Annotated in this window: 16 protein-coding genes; 2 read left to right on the forward strand and 14 right to left on the reverse strand. The window is 42.7% G+C overall.

The window, feature by feature from the left end:
• Positions 1 to 98: 98 nt before the first annotated feature.
• The 3 genes from ACXADT_RS00570 to ACXADT_RS00580 form a co-directional block, all read right to left on the reverse strand.
• Positions 99 to 350 carry a hypothetical protein gene (locus ACXADT_RS00570; RefSeq protein ID WP_270182494.1) on the reverse strand — a complete coding sequence of 84 codons (252 nt, stop codon included), beginning with the start codon at positions 348 to 350 and terminating at the stop codon, positions 99 to 101.
• A 211-nt stretch (positions 351 to 561) separates the two neighbouring features.
• Positions 562 to 870 carry an AzlD domain-containing protein gene (locus ACXADT_RS00575; protein ID WP_270182493.1) on the reverse strand — a complete coding sequence of 103 codons (309 nt, stop codon included), beginning with the start codon at positions 868 to 870 and terminating at the stop codon, positions 562 to 564.
• Positions 863 to 1,573, reverse strand: coding sequence for an AzlC family ABC transporter permease (locus tag ACXADT_RS00580; RefSeq protein ID WP_270182492.1), 711 nt, complete (start codon positions 1,571 to 1,573; stop codon positions 863 to 865). The genes ACXADT_RS00575 and ACXADT_RS00580 overlap by 8 nt, the downstream gene beginning before the upstream one ends.
• Positions 1,574 to 1,676: 103 nt before the next feature.
• Here ACXADT_RS00580 and ACXADT_RS00585 point away from each other — a divergent pair, with 103 nt between their 5' ends.
• Positions 1,677 to 2,246, forward strand: a complete 570-nt coding sequence (locus ACXADT_RS00585) for a helix-turn-helix domain-containing protein (protein WP_270182491.1) — start codon at positions 1,677 to 1,679, stop codon at positions 2,244 to 2,246.
• An 18-nt stretch (positions 2,247 to 2,264) separates the two neighbouring features.
• Here ACXADT_RS00585 and ACXADT_RS00590 read toward each other — a convergent pair whose 3' ends face one another.
• From ACXADT_RS00590 to ACXADT_RS00635, 10 genes are all read right to left on the reverse strand, one after another.
• On the reverse strand, positions 2,265 to 3,677 hold the full coding sequence (locus ACXADT_RS00590; RefSeq protein ID WP_474832903.1) for a dihydrolipoyl dehydrogenase family protein: 1,413 nt from the start codon (positions 3,675 to 3,677) through the stop codon (positions 2,265 to 2,267).
• Positions 3,677 to 4,849 (reverse strand): dihydrolipoamide acetyltransferase family protein, encoded by a 1,173-nt coding sequence (locus ACXADT_RS00595; RefSeq protein WP_474832904.1) that lies wholly within the window; start codon positions 4,847 to 4,849, stop codon positions 3,677 to 3,679. Before ACXADT_RS00595 ends, ACXADT_RS00590 begins: the two co-directional genes overlap by 1 nt.
• 15 nt (positions 4,850 to 4,864) lie before the next feature.
• Complete coding sequence (locus tag ACXADT_RS00600) at positions 4,865 to 5,860, reverse strand: alpha-ketoacid dehydrogenase subunit beta (protein ID WP_474832906.1); 996 nt, start codon at positions 5,858 to 5,860, stop codon at positions 4,865 to 4,867.
• Entirely contained in the window at positions 5,857 to 6,921 is a 1,065-nt protein-coding gene (gene pdhA, locus ACXADT_RS00605; RefSeq protein WP_474834618.1) for a pyruvate dehydrogenase (acetyl-transferring) E1 component subunit alpha, read from the reverse strand. Before pdhA ends, ACXADT_RS00600 begins: the two co-directional genes overlap by 4 nt.
• Before the next feature lie 29 nt (positions 6,922 to 6,950).
• Positions 6,951 to 8,051, reverse strand: a complete 1,101-nt coding sequence (locus ACXADT_RS00610; protein ID WP_270182487.1) for a Glu/Leu/Phe/Val dehydrogenase dimerization domain-containing protein — start codon at positions 8,049 to 8,051, stop codon at positions 6,951 to 6,953.
• Between the two features lie 25 nt (positions 8,052 to 8,076).
• The gene (locus ACXADT_RS00615; protein ID WP_474814170.1) at positions 8,077 to 8,481 is read right to left on the reverse strand and encodes a thioesterase family protein; all 405 of its coding nucleotides are present in this window, start codon (positions 8,479 to 8,481) and stop codon (positions 8,077 to 8,079) included.
• A gap of 151 nt (positions 8,482 to 8,632) precedes the next feature.
• On the reverse strand, positions 8,633 to 9,427 hold the full coding sequence (locus ACXADT_RS00620) for an ABC transporter ATP-binding protein (protein ID WP_270182485.1): 795 nt from the start codon (positions 9,425 to 9,427) through the stop codon (positions 8,633 to 8,635).
• Entirely contained in the window at positions 9,393 to 10,418 is a 1,026-nt protein-coding gene (locus tag ACXADT_RS00625; RefSeq protein WP_474832907.1) for an ABC transporter permease, read from the reverse strand. The genes ACXADT_RS00620 and ACXADT_RS00625 overlap by 35 nt, the downstream gene beginning before the upstream one ends.
• A gap of 85 nt (positions 10,419 to 10,503) precedes the next feature.
• Positions 10,504 to 11,520 (reverse strand): ABC transporter substrate-binding protein, encoded by a 1,017-nt coding sequence (locus tag ACXADT_RS00630; RefSeq protein WP_474834619.1) that lies wholly within the window; start codon positions 11,518 to 11,520, stop codon positions 10,504 to 10,506.
• A 166-nt stretch (positions 11,521 to 11,686) separates the two neighbouring features.
• Complete coding sequence (locus ACXADT_RS00635; protein WP_474832908.1) at positions 11,687 to 12,658, reverse strand: NAD(P)H-dependent flavin oxidoreductase; 972 nt, start codon at positions 12,656 to 12,658, stop codon at positions 11,687 to 11,689.
• Positions 12,659 to 12,786: 128 nt separating this feature from the next.
• On the opposite strand from ACXADT_RS00635, the gene ACXADT_RS00640 reads away from it, so the two are divergent.
• Entirely contained in the window at positions 12,787 to 13,317 is a 531-nt protein-coding gene (locus ACXADT_RS00640; protein WP_270182482.1) for a gamma carbonic anhydrase family protein, read from the forward strand.
• Positions 13,318 to 13,350: 33 nt separating this feature from the next.
• On the opposite strand, the gene paaX is transcribed toward ACXADT_RS00640, so the two are convergent.
• Positions 13,351 to 14,241 (reverse strand): phenylacetic acid degradation operon negative regulatory protein PaaX, encoded by an 891-nt coding sequence (gene paaX, locus ACXADT_RS00645; protein ID WP_270182481.1) that lies wholly within the window; start codon positions 14,239 to 14,241, stop codon positions 13,351 to 13,353.
• Between the last annotated feature and the right edge of the window lie 5 nt (positions 14,242 to 14,246).

Raw genomic sequence — 14,246 nt, forward strand, 5'->3', positions numbered from 1 at the left:
TGTATTAGTACTTTACCTATATTGTTATGATTTAGATCAATATTATTACAAACGTTGAACAAAAAAATCGGCGGGATAACCGCCGATTTCATTTCAGTTTATTTACTCTCTACATAGACGTTCGTGCGATCATAGCTGTGATCAAATCGGTTCATCACTCCACAATGTGGACATTGTGCAATCACATGGAGCTCAACCACTGGAGCTTGACTGCTTTTTGTCGTAATTGCAGTCGCTTCAACCCTACCTTGTGATTGATAATTATCCTTTGCTATCGGAATGAACCAAGTATAATCATTATCGCACATTCTACAAGTTGATTTTTCCTCAATTTCAGTTGGTTTTAACATGTTTCCAGCTCCTTTAGCAGATTATTTCTCTAGACTGCGAGAAACAAGGCTCCGGAAACCCTCCTTTTTAGATGGGAATCCCTTCCTGGTAACACAATTTCCCGCTCAAAAGGAACTGAAACGTAAATACCACTAATATTTTTGACTATTTCGTTAATTTAACCATCCTGTAATGAAGTAGAAATTGTTCAATAATCCTTGAAATGTCTCTTTACAAAAAGAAATACGCATAAACACTAAGAGCTCCAACAGAAGTCATCACTACGACAATTAGGTTGGCACCAAGGTAAGCAGTGATGAAAGCGACGGCTGCTCCGATCAGACCAAATGTCATGTCTTCATGAATCGTTAAGATACCAGGAAAAATTAGTGCGCCTAAAATCGCAAACGGTACATTTTTCAGTATGTTTTGAAGAGAGGCAGGTATGTGATCAGAGTTGAAGAATACGAGTGGCACCATTCTTGGAATATACGTCACGACAGCCATACCAACGATGATCAACAGCATTGTACTAGACATTCTCTTTCCTCCCCATAACAATCTCTACTAGCACGGATGATAATAATGTAGCTAGGACAATAGACCAACCTGTCGAGATGCTAAGATAAGAAAAGAAACTATTTAAGAGTGCAGCCAAACCTGCTAGAATGATGACTTTCCGACTCTTCTTAGAGGACGGAACAAGCAGTCCAACAAACATCGCATATAGTGCAACGCTCATCCCCTGTTGGATAACACCCGGAAGTGATGCTCCCACCATATATCCTGCTCCCGTGAAAACCACCCAACTCGTGTAGGAGATCAAGCAGAGTCCAAACATATAACCTGTCGTCACGTTTCCACTCTTTGTAGCTGCTACAGTAAACGTCTCATCTGTAATACCAAATGCATATAGAGCCTTTTTCCAGACCGAATCTTCTGTTACTCTTTCGTTAATGGAGGCACTCATCAATAGATGTCGAATATTTACAATGAATATTGTAAATATAATTTCTAATGCACCTGTTCCGATTGCAAGTAGGCTTAGCGTTATGTACTGTGCTGCGCCAGCAAAAACTAGCATGCTCATTAAAATCGCTTCAAACACAGTAAGTCCTGTCGTTCTAGCTAATAAGCCAAATGTGAGCGCTACTGGCATATAGCCAATCGCTATGCTTGTTCCTGCTCTAAGACCTGTTGCAAATCCTGACTCACTTCTTGTAACACTCGTGATCGCCTGCATACCATCACTCCTATTGGCGTTAGTTGTTCAATATATTATACTGATTGTATGTTATATTAAACAAAACATCAATAGGTATTTTACCATAGAATAGGAGATAAGAATGAGTGACAACTCTTTAACAAAACAAATCGGTGAAAAGCTTAAGAAGCTACGCCAGGAGAATGGTCTGAGTCTCGATCAGCTTAGCTCTCAATGTTCAGTTAGCAAGCCGATGCTCGCTCAAATTGAAAGAGGAGCCTCAAACCCGACCGTAAATACACTTTGGAAAATTGCAAATGGCCTTGGTGTTTCCTTCACAGCCTTTATAGATGAGGAACAACCAGTGATAAAAAAGGTGAACAGAGACGAAATTGAACCGCTTTTTGAGGAAGGTGGAAAAATGAAAGTCGTTCCCCTGTTTCCAATGGAACCAGGGAAATCGTTTGAAAGTTTCGCGATAACGTTAGATGTAGGCTGCGATTATCACTCTAACCCTCATCCAGAAGGCGTGGAAGAATACCTTTTTGTCGAAGAAGGGGACATGCAGCTCGTTGTGAATGATATCTCGTATACGATTAAGAAAGGTGAGAGCTTGCGCTTTACCGCAAATTATCCACACCGTTATGTGAATCCATCAAAATCTCTTTGTAACGCGATGATGATCATTCATTACCCCACGCGTCATAGGTAAGCAAAAAAACAACGCCAATCAGCGTTGTTTTTGTTTTGATTCTGTTTTAAATGTTTGAAGTGAATTTTCAGCTGCTTCGATCCATGCTTCTCCAAATCCCGGGTGAGGCGCAAATGGGTAAATAAAGTCTTCATCTCTAGCAACCATCTCCAGGGCGAGCGTTCCTTTTTCGATGAGTTCGATCGCACCGCTTCCAATTGCATGAAAGCCTAGTAAAAGATGCGTCTCCTCATCTCTTATCACTTTTACAAGACCTTCAGGTTGCCCTTGTAACGTCGCATAGCCGTTTGCTCTCATATGAGATAGCCCTGTAGATACTTGGTACCCTGCTTCTTTCGCTTCCGCTTCGGTTAATCCGACAGATGCTACTTGAGGTATCGTGTGCATGACGAAAGGTAAAAAAGTAAGATCACATACAGAAGAAACCCCACAGCAGTTGTCTGCTGCTACCTTACCTTGCTTGATCGCTTTAACCGCAAGTGACGGTCCGTTTGTAATATCACCACAAGCATAGATGCGATCATTAGATGACTGACATGAATCGTCGAGCGTAATAAAGTGATCGTCATTCACCTTAACTCTCGCATTCTCTAAACCGAGGGCTTCAAGATTACGCCTTCTTCCGGCTGAATATCCTAATATATCGGCAAACATCTGTAAATCTTTCCCCTTAGAATCGTGCGCCGTAACTTTTATAGAGCTTCCTTCTTCGTTTATCGTTATATTTGTAACCCCTGTAGAAACACGGATTCCCTGTTTCTTGAACTGTCTTCTTACTTCTTTTCCAATCGTTTCATCAAGTTCAGGTAGAAATGACGCCTCACCTGTCATCACATGGACATGAGAACCAAGGGCTTGAAAGCTACTTGCTGCTTCTGCAGTCACATAGTCCGATCCATATAGAACGAGGGTCTCTGGCACACGTTCCAGATTGTAAAGGTCTTCGACAGATTGTACAAAATCACTATGTTCTTCATAAAAGGAGGGGATCTTCGGACTGCTTCCTGTTGCGACGATCGCATGGTTAAAAGACCATACTTCAAATTTCTCGCCTTGCTCAACACCGATCCGCTCCTCTGATAAGAAAGAGGCGTTTCCTTGTATAAATTCGATTTTACTCGTTTTGAACAATGAGTGAAGTCCTGTTTCTAGTTTCTTTACCACTTCTTTTTTGTCACTGTTCCACTGTTTCATCGAAAAGGAAGCTGACAATGTAAGGCCAGGAGCTGCTTCGTTCATCTTACTCGCAGAAACAGCAAGCAGTTTTGAAGGGATACACCCGCTATGTAAGCACTCCCCACCAGGTTCAGTGCGATCGATCAAGGTCACATCACGTCCGTAGTTCGCTGCACGGATCGCTGCCTGATAGCCTCCTGGGCCTGCTCCAATGATTACCAGATCTTTTTCATATACCAATTCTCCTACTACCATTATTTCAACTCCGTTAAGAGCAGTGCAGGCTGCTCGATTAATTCCATCACACGATTCGTAAATCGCATCGAATGTGCACCATCCGCTATCCTATGATCGAACGTCATCGATAGATTCATGATCGAACGGATCACGATTTCATCATTTTTACCTACGACAGGCATTCTCTTCGTTTTATGAAAAGCCATCAACGCTACTTCTGGGTAATTGATAATTGGCGTTGCACCAGTACTACCAAGGGGACCAGCATTGCTGATGGTAAATGTACTACCAGACATTTCTTTCGGAAGAAGCGTATTCGTACTTGCCGCTTCATATAACCTCTTCATTTCTCTATGGATTTCCTTAACTGAAAGCTTGTCACAATCATGAATAACTGGAACGATCAATCCATCCTCCGTATCAGCCGCAAGACCAATATGAATAGAAGGCTTTAAATGGATAACCCCTTCATCTTCATCGAGCACTGCATTGAAAATAGGAAAGTCTCTAAGGGCAGTACAAACCGCTTTAATATAAAACGCAGCAACTGATATCGCCTCTCCCCTTTGTTCTAACTGTGCTTTCATTTCCAGAACATTGGAGACGTCGACTTCATCAAAGTGTGAGACGTGAGGAATCGCAAGTCGCGACTGTGACATCTTCGCTGCAATCTGTTTACGCCTCCCCTTGAATGGTATGGTCGTTGTCGAGCTTTCAGGTGGAGCTTCTTTCCTGACTTCTTTTTTCTCCTTGATCGGTGCCGGCTTCTTAACACTTGTTTTCATATGGTTGATCACGTCTTCATCCATGACGCGCCCTGCAGGACCAGTTCCAACAATCTTCTCGATATCTACCCCGTTTTCCCTCGCAATCTTTCTAGTAAAAGGAGCAGCTAGTATTCTATTGTGATTGCGCCATCCCCGTTCTGTTGACTCAGCAGGAGGCCGCTCGCTTTCCTGAGCCGGATTGATCGTTAACATCACATTCCCTACCTCGATCACATCTCCAGGAGAAACAAGGATATTCTCAATCTTTCCAGCGATAGGTGCCGGAAGCTCAGCCGTCACTTTATCTGTTTGGACTTCAAGCAACGGTTGATCCACAGTTACAACATCGCCAGGATTAACGAGAAGTTGAACGACTTCTCCCTCAGACATCCCTTCACCTATATCATGAAGTTTCACTTCCATTAACGTTCACCCTCCTTAGAAACGCGTCACTTCTTCAATTGCTCGATAGATTTTCTTTTCATCAGGCGCATAGTCGTCTTCAAGTGTAAATAGAGGTACAGGCGTATCGTAGCCTGTCACTTTTTTAATTGGGGCTCTCATGTAAAGGAAGGAAGTATCGTTGATGATCTCGATCACGTCATTGCTAACGCCACCAGTTGAAGGAGCTTCATGGACGATAATGGCTCTTCCCGTTTTCTGTACAGATTCAGCGATTGCATCTTTATCTAACGGATATAACGTTCTTAGGTCGATGACATCACAGTGCAATCCATTCTTACTTGCTTCTTCAGCTGCTTTTTCTGCAACTCTCACCATAGCACCCCAGGCGAAGATCGAGACATCATCACCTGTTCGTTTGACTGAAGCTTTACCAATTGGAACAGAATAGCTTTCAGTTGGTACATCTTCTTTCCCTGCACGATATATTTTCATAGGTTCAAGGAATAGAACTGGGTCTGGATCTTTAATAGAACTGATCAGAAGACCTTTTGCATCATAAGGGTTTGAAGGCACAACCACTTTTAAGCCCGGAATATGAGTGAAAAGAGCTTCAGTACTGTCACTATGAATTTCTGGTGCTCTTACGCCTGATCCATATGGAGCTCGTACAGTTAACGGAACGGTATAGCGGCTTTGCGTCCTAGTTCGAATGCGCGTGGCATGGGTGATCAATTGATTAAAACCAGGATAGATAAACCCAAGGAACTGTATTTCTACAACGGGTTTAAAGCCGTTCATCGCAAGACCGATCGATGACCCGATCAATCCTGATTCTGCTAGAGGCGTATCGATTACGCGATCATCACCGAACTGCTCAAAAAGACCATCTGTCGCTCTGAATACCCCTCCGTTCTTACCTACGTCTTCTCCGAGCACCAATACGGATTCATCTTCAGCTAGCATTTCTCTTAACGCATCCGTAATCGCTTGGACGATAGTCAATTTCTTTGTATTTACGGCAGTACTCATCCCTTCTCGCTCCCTTCATAAAAGAAACGATGCTTTTGCTCCTGAACTGGCCAAACATCCGTCCCAAACACATGGTCAAACATGAGTGATTCATCAGATTTAATCGTTTTTTCCATTTCGATCACCGCTTCATCAAGCTTTTGTTCTGCCTCTTCATGAACATTTTCTGCCCAATTTGAATCCCATGCCCCTTCATGTTCAAGAAACCTCTCTACTCTTGTAATTGGGTCTTCATTCTCTCTTCTTCTTTTACTTTCAGACTGGTCACGATATTTCGAAGGCTCATCCGTCGTTGTATGAGCGCCGTACCTCCAGGTGACTGCTTCGATCAACGTCGGTCCACCGCCGCTTCTTGCTCGCTCGACCGCTTTGATCGTTTCATCGTAAACAGCAAACACATCGTTTCCATCGACGCGAACGCCAGGGATATCATATGCTAAAGCCTTCTGGGCAATCGTTTTTGTTTTCATCTGACGTTCAAGAGGAACACTGATCGCATAGCCATTATTTTGGTTGAAAAATACGACAGGAATATTAAACACACTGGCAAAGTTTAGCCCCTCATGAAAATCTCCCTCAGAAGTTGCACCGTCGCCAAAATAGACGATCGACACTCTGTCGGTCCCTTTCTTTTGCTCCGCCCATGCGGTACCTGTAGCGTGAAGAATCTGAGATGCAATCGGAACGGAAGGTGGAAAGATATGCTTTCCTTTCGGAGGCACACAGCCTTCGATACACCCTTTCCAATAGAGGAATATATTTTTTAAAGAATGACCAAATGCAGCAGTAGCTGCATGATCGCGATAAGTCGGAAACATCCAGTCGCCATCTTCCATAGCAAGTGCACTTCCGATCTGAGAAGCTTCCTGCCCTTCAAAAGGAGCGTATGTCCCAATACGCCCCTGTCTTTGAAGATTTACTGCTTTTCGGTCGAACAAACGAGAAAACACCATATGCTGATAAAAACGTTTTGCTTTTTCGATCGTAATGTTTTCAGAAATAGCTCCGGTTCTCCTGCCGTCACCAGTGATTAGCTGTACGATAGGGAATTTCTCATTCATATCCATACGTATCCTCCTATTATCTGCATTTAAGAACGCACAGCCCATTTGCCAGGCTTTTTGTGAGAAAAGAAGCTATTTCTTCTTTTACGGCTTTCAATTCTTTCTTCACAAAAATAATTCGCAGCCTGGACAGTCGATATTGAATTTTCTTCTGCGTTTTTGAACACCGTATGAAGCGTATCGTAAATTGCTTTCGTCTTTTGAAGTACACGCATCGGGTGAGGAGAATATAGCTCATCAGATACTTGTATCAACCCTCCGCTGTTCACAATATAGTCCGGTGCATAGAGAATCCCTCTATTATGAAGGCGGTCTCCGTGCTCAAGAGTGAGAAGTTGATTGTTAGCTGATCCAACAACAGCACTGACTTTTAACATATCGATCGTACGATCATTGATGATCCCACCTAGCGCACATGGTACGAACACATCTGCGTCAGCTTCGTAGATCTCATCACCTGAGACGACCTTGACCTCACCCTTCAGTTCGATCGCACGCTGAATGAGTCGATCGATAGCGGAGCGGTTAATATCAGTAACGATAATTTCGGCGCCCTCTTCAAGCAACATTTCAGCAACTTTATACCCTACTTTTCCAAGACCTTGAATCGCATACGTCTTACCTCCGAACTCTTCATTCCCAAATACCATTTTGTTCGTAGCTTGTATGCCGTATAAAACACCTTTTGCAGTAGGAATAGAAGAGTCTCCGCTTCCACCATATTCTTCTGGAACGCCGACGATACAGTTCGTCTCACGTAGAGAATGTACAAAGTTATCTGGTGTCGTCCCCATATCTGTTCCTGTATAAAATCGCCCGTTAAGCGATTCCACAAACTGACCGAATGCACGGAATAATTCAGGAGTGCGATCTGTAAGAGGATCTCCGATAATTACAGCTTTACCTCCTCCGAAATCCACATCTGCTGCAGCACATTTATATGTCATTCCTTTAGAGAGTCTTAGGACATCTTCTAAAGCATCGTCTACGGTTTCATACGGTCTCATCCGACAGCCACCAAGAGCAGGACCAAGCGTTGTATTATGTATCGCGATGATGGCCTTAAGTCCTGTATCTGCGTCATTACAAAAAAGTACTTGTTCATGCTCAGCTATTCGATCAAACATGATTTTCACCCCTTAATGAAATCGCTTACAATTTAGCATTTGCTAATTTCTCTTCTATTGCTTTCTTAGGTAGGACGAACTGAACGACTGATCCCGTTCCAATAATATCCAATCCTCTTCTCACTTCCACATAGCTAATAACTGATTTACTCGTCAATGAGGTGATCGTTGCGGTGATCGTGATCTCTTGACCTTCACATGCTGGCCCAAGATGCTTCATTTCGACCCCTCCGCCAATTCCCTCTTCTTCCTCTTCTAAGTATGGAAGAATGAGCTTTCTCGATGCCCATTCCATATGGTAGACCATTGAAACGGTAGAATAAGCTGGATGGACAACGTTCCCTTCAAACTGAGCGAACATTTCTGATGTCACTGTTGTTGTAACTGTTGCTTTTTGTCCGATGGCGATACCATCCTTCACTCGCTTCATCCCCTAATCATCACACTAAAATATATGACGTTTATTTAACGATATAATAACATCACGTATAATAACCGTCAATTAATTGTCAAAAAATTACGACCCTTTCGCGTTAGAAAAGCTGCCGAACCTACTTCGACAGCCGTAACGTTCACAAGGTTTATCCAAGCAGTGCCTTGTCACTATTCAACTTTGAACCTTTGATTCTTTGAAATTCATGTAGCAGGGCTTCGATCGTAAGATTCTGCTTGTCCTCACCATCGACTTCTAGAATAATCTTTCCGCTGTCCATCATGATCAAGCGATTTCCGAGATCTAGCGCTTGTTGCATATTATGCGTAACCATCACTGTGGTTAGGCCCGTCTTCTCAACGATTTCTCCTGTAAGCTTAGTTATGAGCTCTGCTCGAGCTGGGTCGAGTGCTGCCGTATGTTCATCAAGCAAGAGAATTTTCGGATCAGTAAACGTGGCCATCAGTAGAGAGAGTGCTTGTCTTTCTCCACCGGATAATAATCCTACTTTCGCGTTCAGTCGATCTTCAAGTCCAAGGTGAAGGCTTTCGAGAGCTTCCTGGAAAGTGGTTCTTAGTTTTTTCGTAACGCCTTTTACAAGGGTACGCCTACGGTTCCGACAGTAGGCCATCGCTAAGTTCTCTTGAATCGTCATCGAAGGGGCTGTCCCTGCCATCGGATCTTGAAAGACTCGCCCAATTAACCTCGACCGCTTATACTCTGGCATCGTCGTTACTTTCTTGTCATCGATAAAAACATCACCTACGTCTGGAGTTAACACGCCAGAGATCATATTCATCAACGTCGATTTTCCTGCACCGTTACTTCCGATCACAGTTACAAAATCACCAGGTTGTAATTTTAGATCGATATCTTCTAGCGCAACCTTCTCGTCTAGTGTTCCTTCGTTAAACACTTTGTGAATCTGATTTAGAAGAAGCATACTCATTTCCTCCATTCTCTTTCAGTTTCGTTTGCTGTAGACGTTTCCGTTTCTTTCGATTTCGCTCCTTTTGCCCATCGATTAACTGCGGGAAGATCAATGCTCCGATAACAATGACTGCTGTGATCAATTTCATATCACCTGTTTCAAGAAAATCAACTCGAAGTGCCAGACTTACAACCAATCGGTAAACGATGGCTCCCCCAATAACGGCAAACGTTGTGATCGCGATCGTTTTCGTTCCGAATATCGCTTCTCCAATTATGACGGAGGCAAGACCGATAATAATCATCCCGATTCCCATTCCTACATCTGCAAATGAACTATACTGCGCAATGAGCGCTCCAGACAGTGCAACAAGAGCATTTGAAATACCAAGACCTAGGATTGTCAGTTGATCAGTGTTGGCTGAAAAACTCCTAATCATTCGTTTGTTATCGCCTGTCGCACGTAATGCAAGACCGACCTGCGTCTTAAGGAAATAGTCGGTCAAGATTTTAATAACAGCTGTAAGCAACAGCATACTGATTAAAATCGACCATGTAGAGGTGATACCTCCTAGCCCAACGGCCGATGCTATGCTGTTTACTAACGACTCAATTCCTAGTGATGAGAAAATCGATTCTACTTTTGTAAAGATCGACTCTTCGTTCAACAGGGGCACATTCGAACGGCCCATGATTCTGAGATTGATCGAGTAAAGTGCGATCATCATTAAAATCCCTGAAAGCAGTGGATTTATTTTTCCTTTTGTATGTAGTAACCCTGTCACACATCCTGCTAAAAACCCTGCACCGATCGCAATCAAAGTTGCAAAGAAAGGATTTGTTCCATTAACGATCAGAATAGCGGCAATTGCAGCCCCAGTTACAAAGCTTCCGTCTACCGTTAAATCTGGAAAGTCTAATATTCGAAATGAAAGATATACACCGAGCGCCATGATGGCATAAATCACACCAGATTCAACCGCACCAAATAATGCTGAGCCCATAGGTAAGCCTCCCCCTTAATTTCATTCTCACGAGTAAAAAAAATGGTTCGAAAAAGAAGCTGACTTCTTTCTCGAACCTGTCCTGTTACTCGGTATATTCTCCTTCTTCCTCCCATTCTTGTTTAATATCGATTCGCATTTCTTCAGCAGCACTCTTATTCATCTTAAGCTTCAAATTTTGAGGATATTGAACTGGTAATTCAGATGCAGTTGCTTCACCATTTAAGATCTTTGCTGCCATCAAACCTGCTTCGTACCCAATATCTTTATAATCGAATCCGTAGGCAGCAAACGCGCCTCGTTCAACAGAATCGAATTCCCCTGCAAACATTGGAATGTCTTTGTCGTTCGCAACGCTGATAACAGATTCAAGCGCAGATACGACCGTATTGTCAGTAGCAATATAGATCACATCAACTTTTCCTACGAGGGCTTCAGCAGCTTGCTTTACTTCAGCTGAAGTCGAAACGCTTTTCTCAACAGGGTTCAATCCGTTACTTTCTAGCGCTTCTTTTACAACTTTGATTTGTGCAACAGAGTTTTGCTCCCCTGCGTTATAAATTAACCCAACGTTCTCAGCGTCGAATTCACTCGAGATAAATTCAATCGTCTTTGGAATCGCATCAGGATGAGTATCAGTTGTACCTGTGATATTCTCTCCTGGCTTATCAAACGATTCTACTAGCTTCGCTCCAACAGGATCTGTAACCGAAGTGAAGATGATCGGTATATCTGACGTTGCGTTCAATGCTGATTGAGCACTTGGTGTAGAGTTTGCAAAGATCAGATCGACATTATCTCCAACTAAGTTTTGAGCGATGGTATTGCTGTTGTTCATATCATTCTGCGCATTTTGCACATCGTATGTAACGTTCTCTCCTTCTTTAAAGCCGTTCTCTTCTAGCGCCATCTTAAAGCCTTCGAATGCCGCATCCAACGACGGATGTTCAACGATCTGAGTTACTCCGATCGTATACATCTTATCTTCTGACCCTTCTCCCCCGCTGTCAGAGTCTGACGATGCATTGTTGCTTCCACACCCTGCAAGCACCAAGACACTACTGACAAGAGAAATCCCAACCCATTTTTTCCATGATTTCAACATCTTTTTCTCCCCCTGTTCATTTAATGAGAACCTACATGTAGCTATCTGTCATATTTTATCGTAATGGTACACTGCAATTGTGAAACTTGTCAACGAATTATCAAACAATTATTACTATTGTATATTTTTAAAATATTTATCTTAGACAAGGGCTTCCCCCTTATCAGTTATTAGGTTGTTTAAACTTGTTGAACTGTAGGGATTGATCGTTTAGTGTTTCTGAAGCTTCTCGTATCATCGTTACAAAAAGCTCTTCCACAGTAGGTAACGAATCGATCAGTCCACTAACTTGTCCACCATTGATGAACCCTTCTTCCAGCCGTCCTTCAACCGCTCCAATAATGTGCTTATCTTCAGCCGTCATCTTGGCAAAATCGTTAGGATGTACTCCATTTCTTTCTGCTTCTTCTATCATTGATGAATAACTTGTTTTTAATATCCTTCTCACTTTGCCTACACTTCGTCCAACGATCACAGTACCAGTGTCTTTCGACTGCAAAATCTGATCTAAATAATTTGAATGGTACGGAGAATCTTTCGTTGCGACAAGTCTTGTCCCCATCTGAACCCCTTCAGCTCCGAGCACAAAGGCTGCCGCTAATCCTTTGCCATCTCCTACTCCACCAGCAGCGATGACTGGAATGGATACACTAGCTTTTAACTGAGGAATCAACGTCAAGGTCGTTAGCTCTAGAGATGAGTTGATCCCTGCTGCTTCAAAACCTTCTCCAACAATGATGTCTGCTCCGGCATTTTCAGCTTTCACCGCATGCTTCACACTCGCTGTCACGCAGATTACTTTTATGCCATGTTCTTTAAAAAACGGAATGAATGGTGAAGGGTTCCCTGCAGAGAGAGACACTACTTTGACGTCATGCTTCACTACCAGCTCACACATCTCTTTAAAGTAAGGAGTTACGGTGATCGGGATATTTACAGCGAATGGTAATGATGTACGCATTTTTATATCTACTAACAATTTCTCGACCTCATCTGGCAACATCGTTCCAGTTCCAATCGTGCCAAGACCTCCTGCGTTCGAGACCGCAGATGCTAATTCTGAGCTTGAGATATTTCCCATACCACCTTGTATGATAGGATAGTTGATCGATAGCGTTTCACAAATTCGATTCATGATGTCCTCGCCTCTTTTCCTGTAACGTATTTATTACGTTTAATAGATTACGTGTTATACTCATACTAAACATTCAAAAAACAGACACTGAATTCCTGCAAAAAAATGAGAAAGAGAGGATTTTTTCGATGCTAATTTCTTATAACGGTCATAAACCATCGGTAGGCAAAGATGTTTTCGTAGCTCCAGGAGCTAAAATTATCGGGGATGTTACGATTGGAGAAGAATCAAGCGTGTGGTTCAATACTGTATTAAGAGGAGACGAAGCACCGATTACAATCGGAAACGGATGTAACATTCAAGATAATTGTACGTGCCATTTGTTTGAAGGGTATCCTCTTGTGCTAGAAGATGAAGTTTCGGTTGGACATAACGCGATTCTTCATGGATGCAAGGTGAAGAAAGGTGCTCTCATTGGAATGGGTGCTATCGTACTTGACGGAGCTGAAATTGGTGAAGGTGCATTAATTGGAGCGAATACACTTATACCTGCAGGAAAGAAGATTCCACCAAACACGATGGTTCTCGGCTCACCAGGCAAAGTCGTTAGAGAACTTACTGACAAAGATCGAGAATTGATTAAGTTAACGATTGATACCTACAAGAAAAAAGGAAAAGAATTTCTTGAACAAATCGAAGGCGTTGAAGAAATTCGCTGATACCAAAAAAGGAACGGGAGCCCGTTCCTTTTTTTATCTATCGATCAATAGTGGATGCTGAAGCGCATCATAACGATCGTCTTTCTTCTTCAATTCATTGCCTTCTTTAAAGACCTCCTCAAAAAAGCGCGATGATGGTTTTGCAAGCGTACGGTAGTAGTCGCTGAATAGCTTCGCCGCATGTTCTCCCGGCCACTCATCTGGCAGCAGCTGAGGAGGAAGACCCGGATCCACGAATAGAAACTTACGATATTCATGAACAAGTTTTGCCCTTTCAACAAAACATTCTCCATCTGTCATGTTCCCTTTTTCGATCTTATTACGATCGATGACGAACTTCTCACTGTAACGTTTGATAAAGGAGCGATATTTATCGCTGATGTCCTTCAAATCCCAGCATTCATTCACAAGAGCAGTATTTTCGTGTGGACCTTTGTAATCGGCTACAAAGAAATGAATATGTTCTTTAATATCGTATTTCTCGATCAATACATCCACTTGCTCTTCCAGGTGATTAGGAGACATCCACAAACTCGCAGAAGAACTTCCAAAGCCGCTCCAGACAAGTTCTTTTCGTAACTCGTCACGAATGTGTCTTTTTTCTTCTGGAATCGTGTAAAGAAGCATGCGCCATCTTCCATCCCAACTGAACGGCTGAAGCTTAAAGATACGCCTTGCCGCTTCATCGATCCGTTTTACCCCACGCTCTGTTAAGAAGTAATAGCTTTTGTTACCTTCTTTTCTTGATTGTACCCATCCTTGTTTGTTCATTCTTGAGATCGCAGCTCGAACTGACTGATCATTGTGTCCAAATTCCTTCAACAGCCTGATCAAACTTCCAATCCAAATCTCATTACCGTAGTGGCGGATATAATCACCGTACAGCGTAAAGATCATGGATCTTGTATTTAAACCTTCATTCATAACGT

The sequence above is a fragment of the Anaerobacillus sp. ABR4_321 genome, assembly GCF_056158505.1.

Excerpts from the sequence above, each read along its gene's own strand:
- ACXADT_RS00575 (WP_270182493.1), bottom strand. The coding sequence starts at position 870 with ATGTCTAGTACAATGCTGTTGATCATCGTTGGTATGGCTGTCGTGACG.
- ACXADT_RS00580 (WP_270182492.1), bottom strand. The coding sequence starts at position 1,573 with ATGCAGGCGATCACGAGTGTTACAAGAAGTGAGTCAGGATTTGCAACA.
- ACXADT_RS00600 (WP_474832906.1), bottom strand. The coding sequence starts at position 5,860 with ATGAGTACTGCCGTAAATACAAAGAAATTGACTATCGTCCAAGCGATT.
- paaX (WP_270182481.1), bottom strand. The coding sequence starts at position 14,241 with ATGAATGAAGGTTTAAATACAAGATCCATGATCTTTACGCTGTACGGT.
- ACXADT_RS00620 (WP_270182485.1), bottom strand. The coding sequence starts at position 9,427 with ATGCTTCTTCTAAATCAGATTCACAAAGTGTTTAACGAAGGAACACTA.
- ACXADT_RS00585 (WP_270182491.1), top strand. The coding sequence starts at position 1,677 with ATGAGTGACAACTCTTTAACAAAACAAATCGGTGAAAAGCTTAAGAAG.
- ACXADT_RS00610 (WP_270182487.1), bottom strand. The coding sequence starts at position 8,051 with ATGTTTGATCGAATAGCTGAGCATGAACAAGTACTTTTTTGTAATGAC.
- ACXADT_RS00595 (WP_474832904.1), bottom strand. The coding sequence starts at position 4,849 with ATGGAAGTGAAACTTCATGATATAGGTGAAGGGATGTCTGAGGGAGAA.
- pdhA (WP_474834618.1), bottom strand. The coding sequence starts at position 6,921 with ATGAATGAGAAATTCCCTATCGTACAGCTAATCACTGGTGACGGCAGG.
- ACXADT_RS00640 (WP_270182482.1), top strand. The coding sequence starts at position 12,787 with ATGCTAATTTCTTATAACGGTCATAAACCATCGGTAGGCAAAGATGTT.
- ACXADT_RS00590 (WP_474832903.1), bottom strand. The coding sequence starts at position 3,677 with ATGGTAGTAGGAGAATTGGTATATGAAAAAGATCTGGTAATCATTGGA.
- ACXADT_RS00635 (WP_474832908.1), bottom strand. The coding sequence starts at position 12,658 with ATGAATCGAATTTGTGAAACGCTATCGATCAACTATCCTATCATACAA.
- ACXADT_RS00615 (WP_474814170.1), bottom strand. The coding sequence starts at position 8,481 with ATGAAGCGAGTGAAGGATGGTATCGCCATCGGACAAAAAGCAACAGTT.
- ACXADT_RS00625 (WP_474832907.1), bottom strand. The coding sequence starts at position 10,418 with ATGGGCTCAGCATTATTTGGTGCGGTTGAATCTGGTGTGATTTATGCC.
- ACXADT_RS00570 (WP_270182494.1), bottom strand. The coding sequence starts at position 350 with ATGTTAAAACCAACTGAAATTGAGGAAAAATCAACTTGTAGAATGTGC.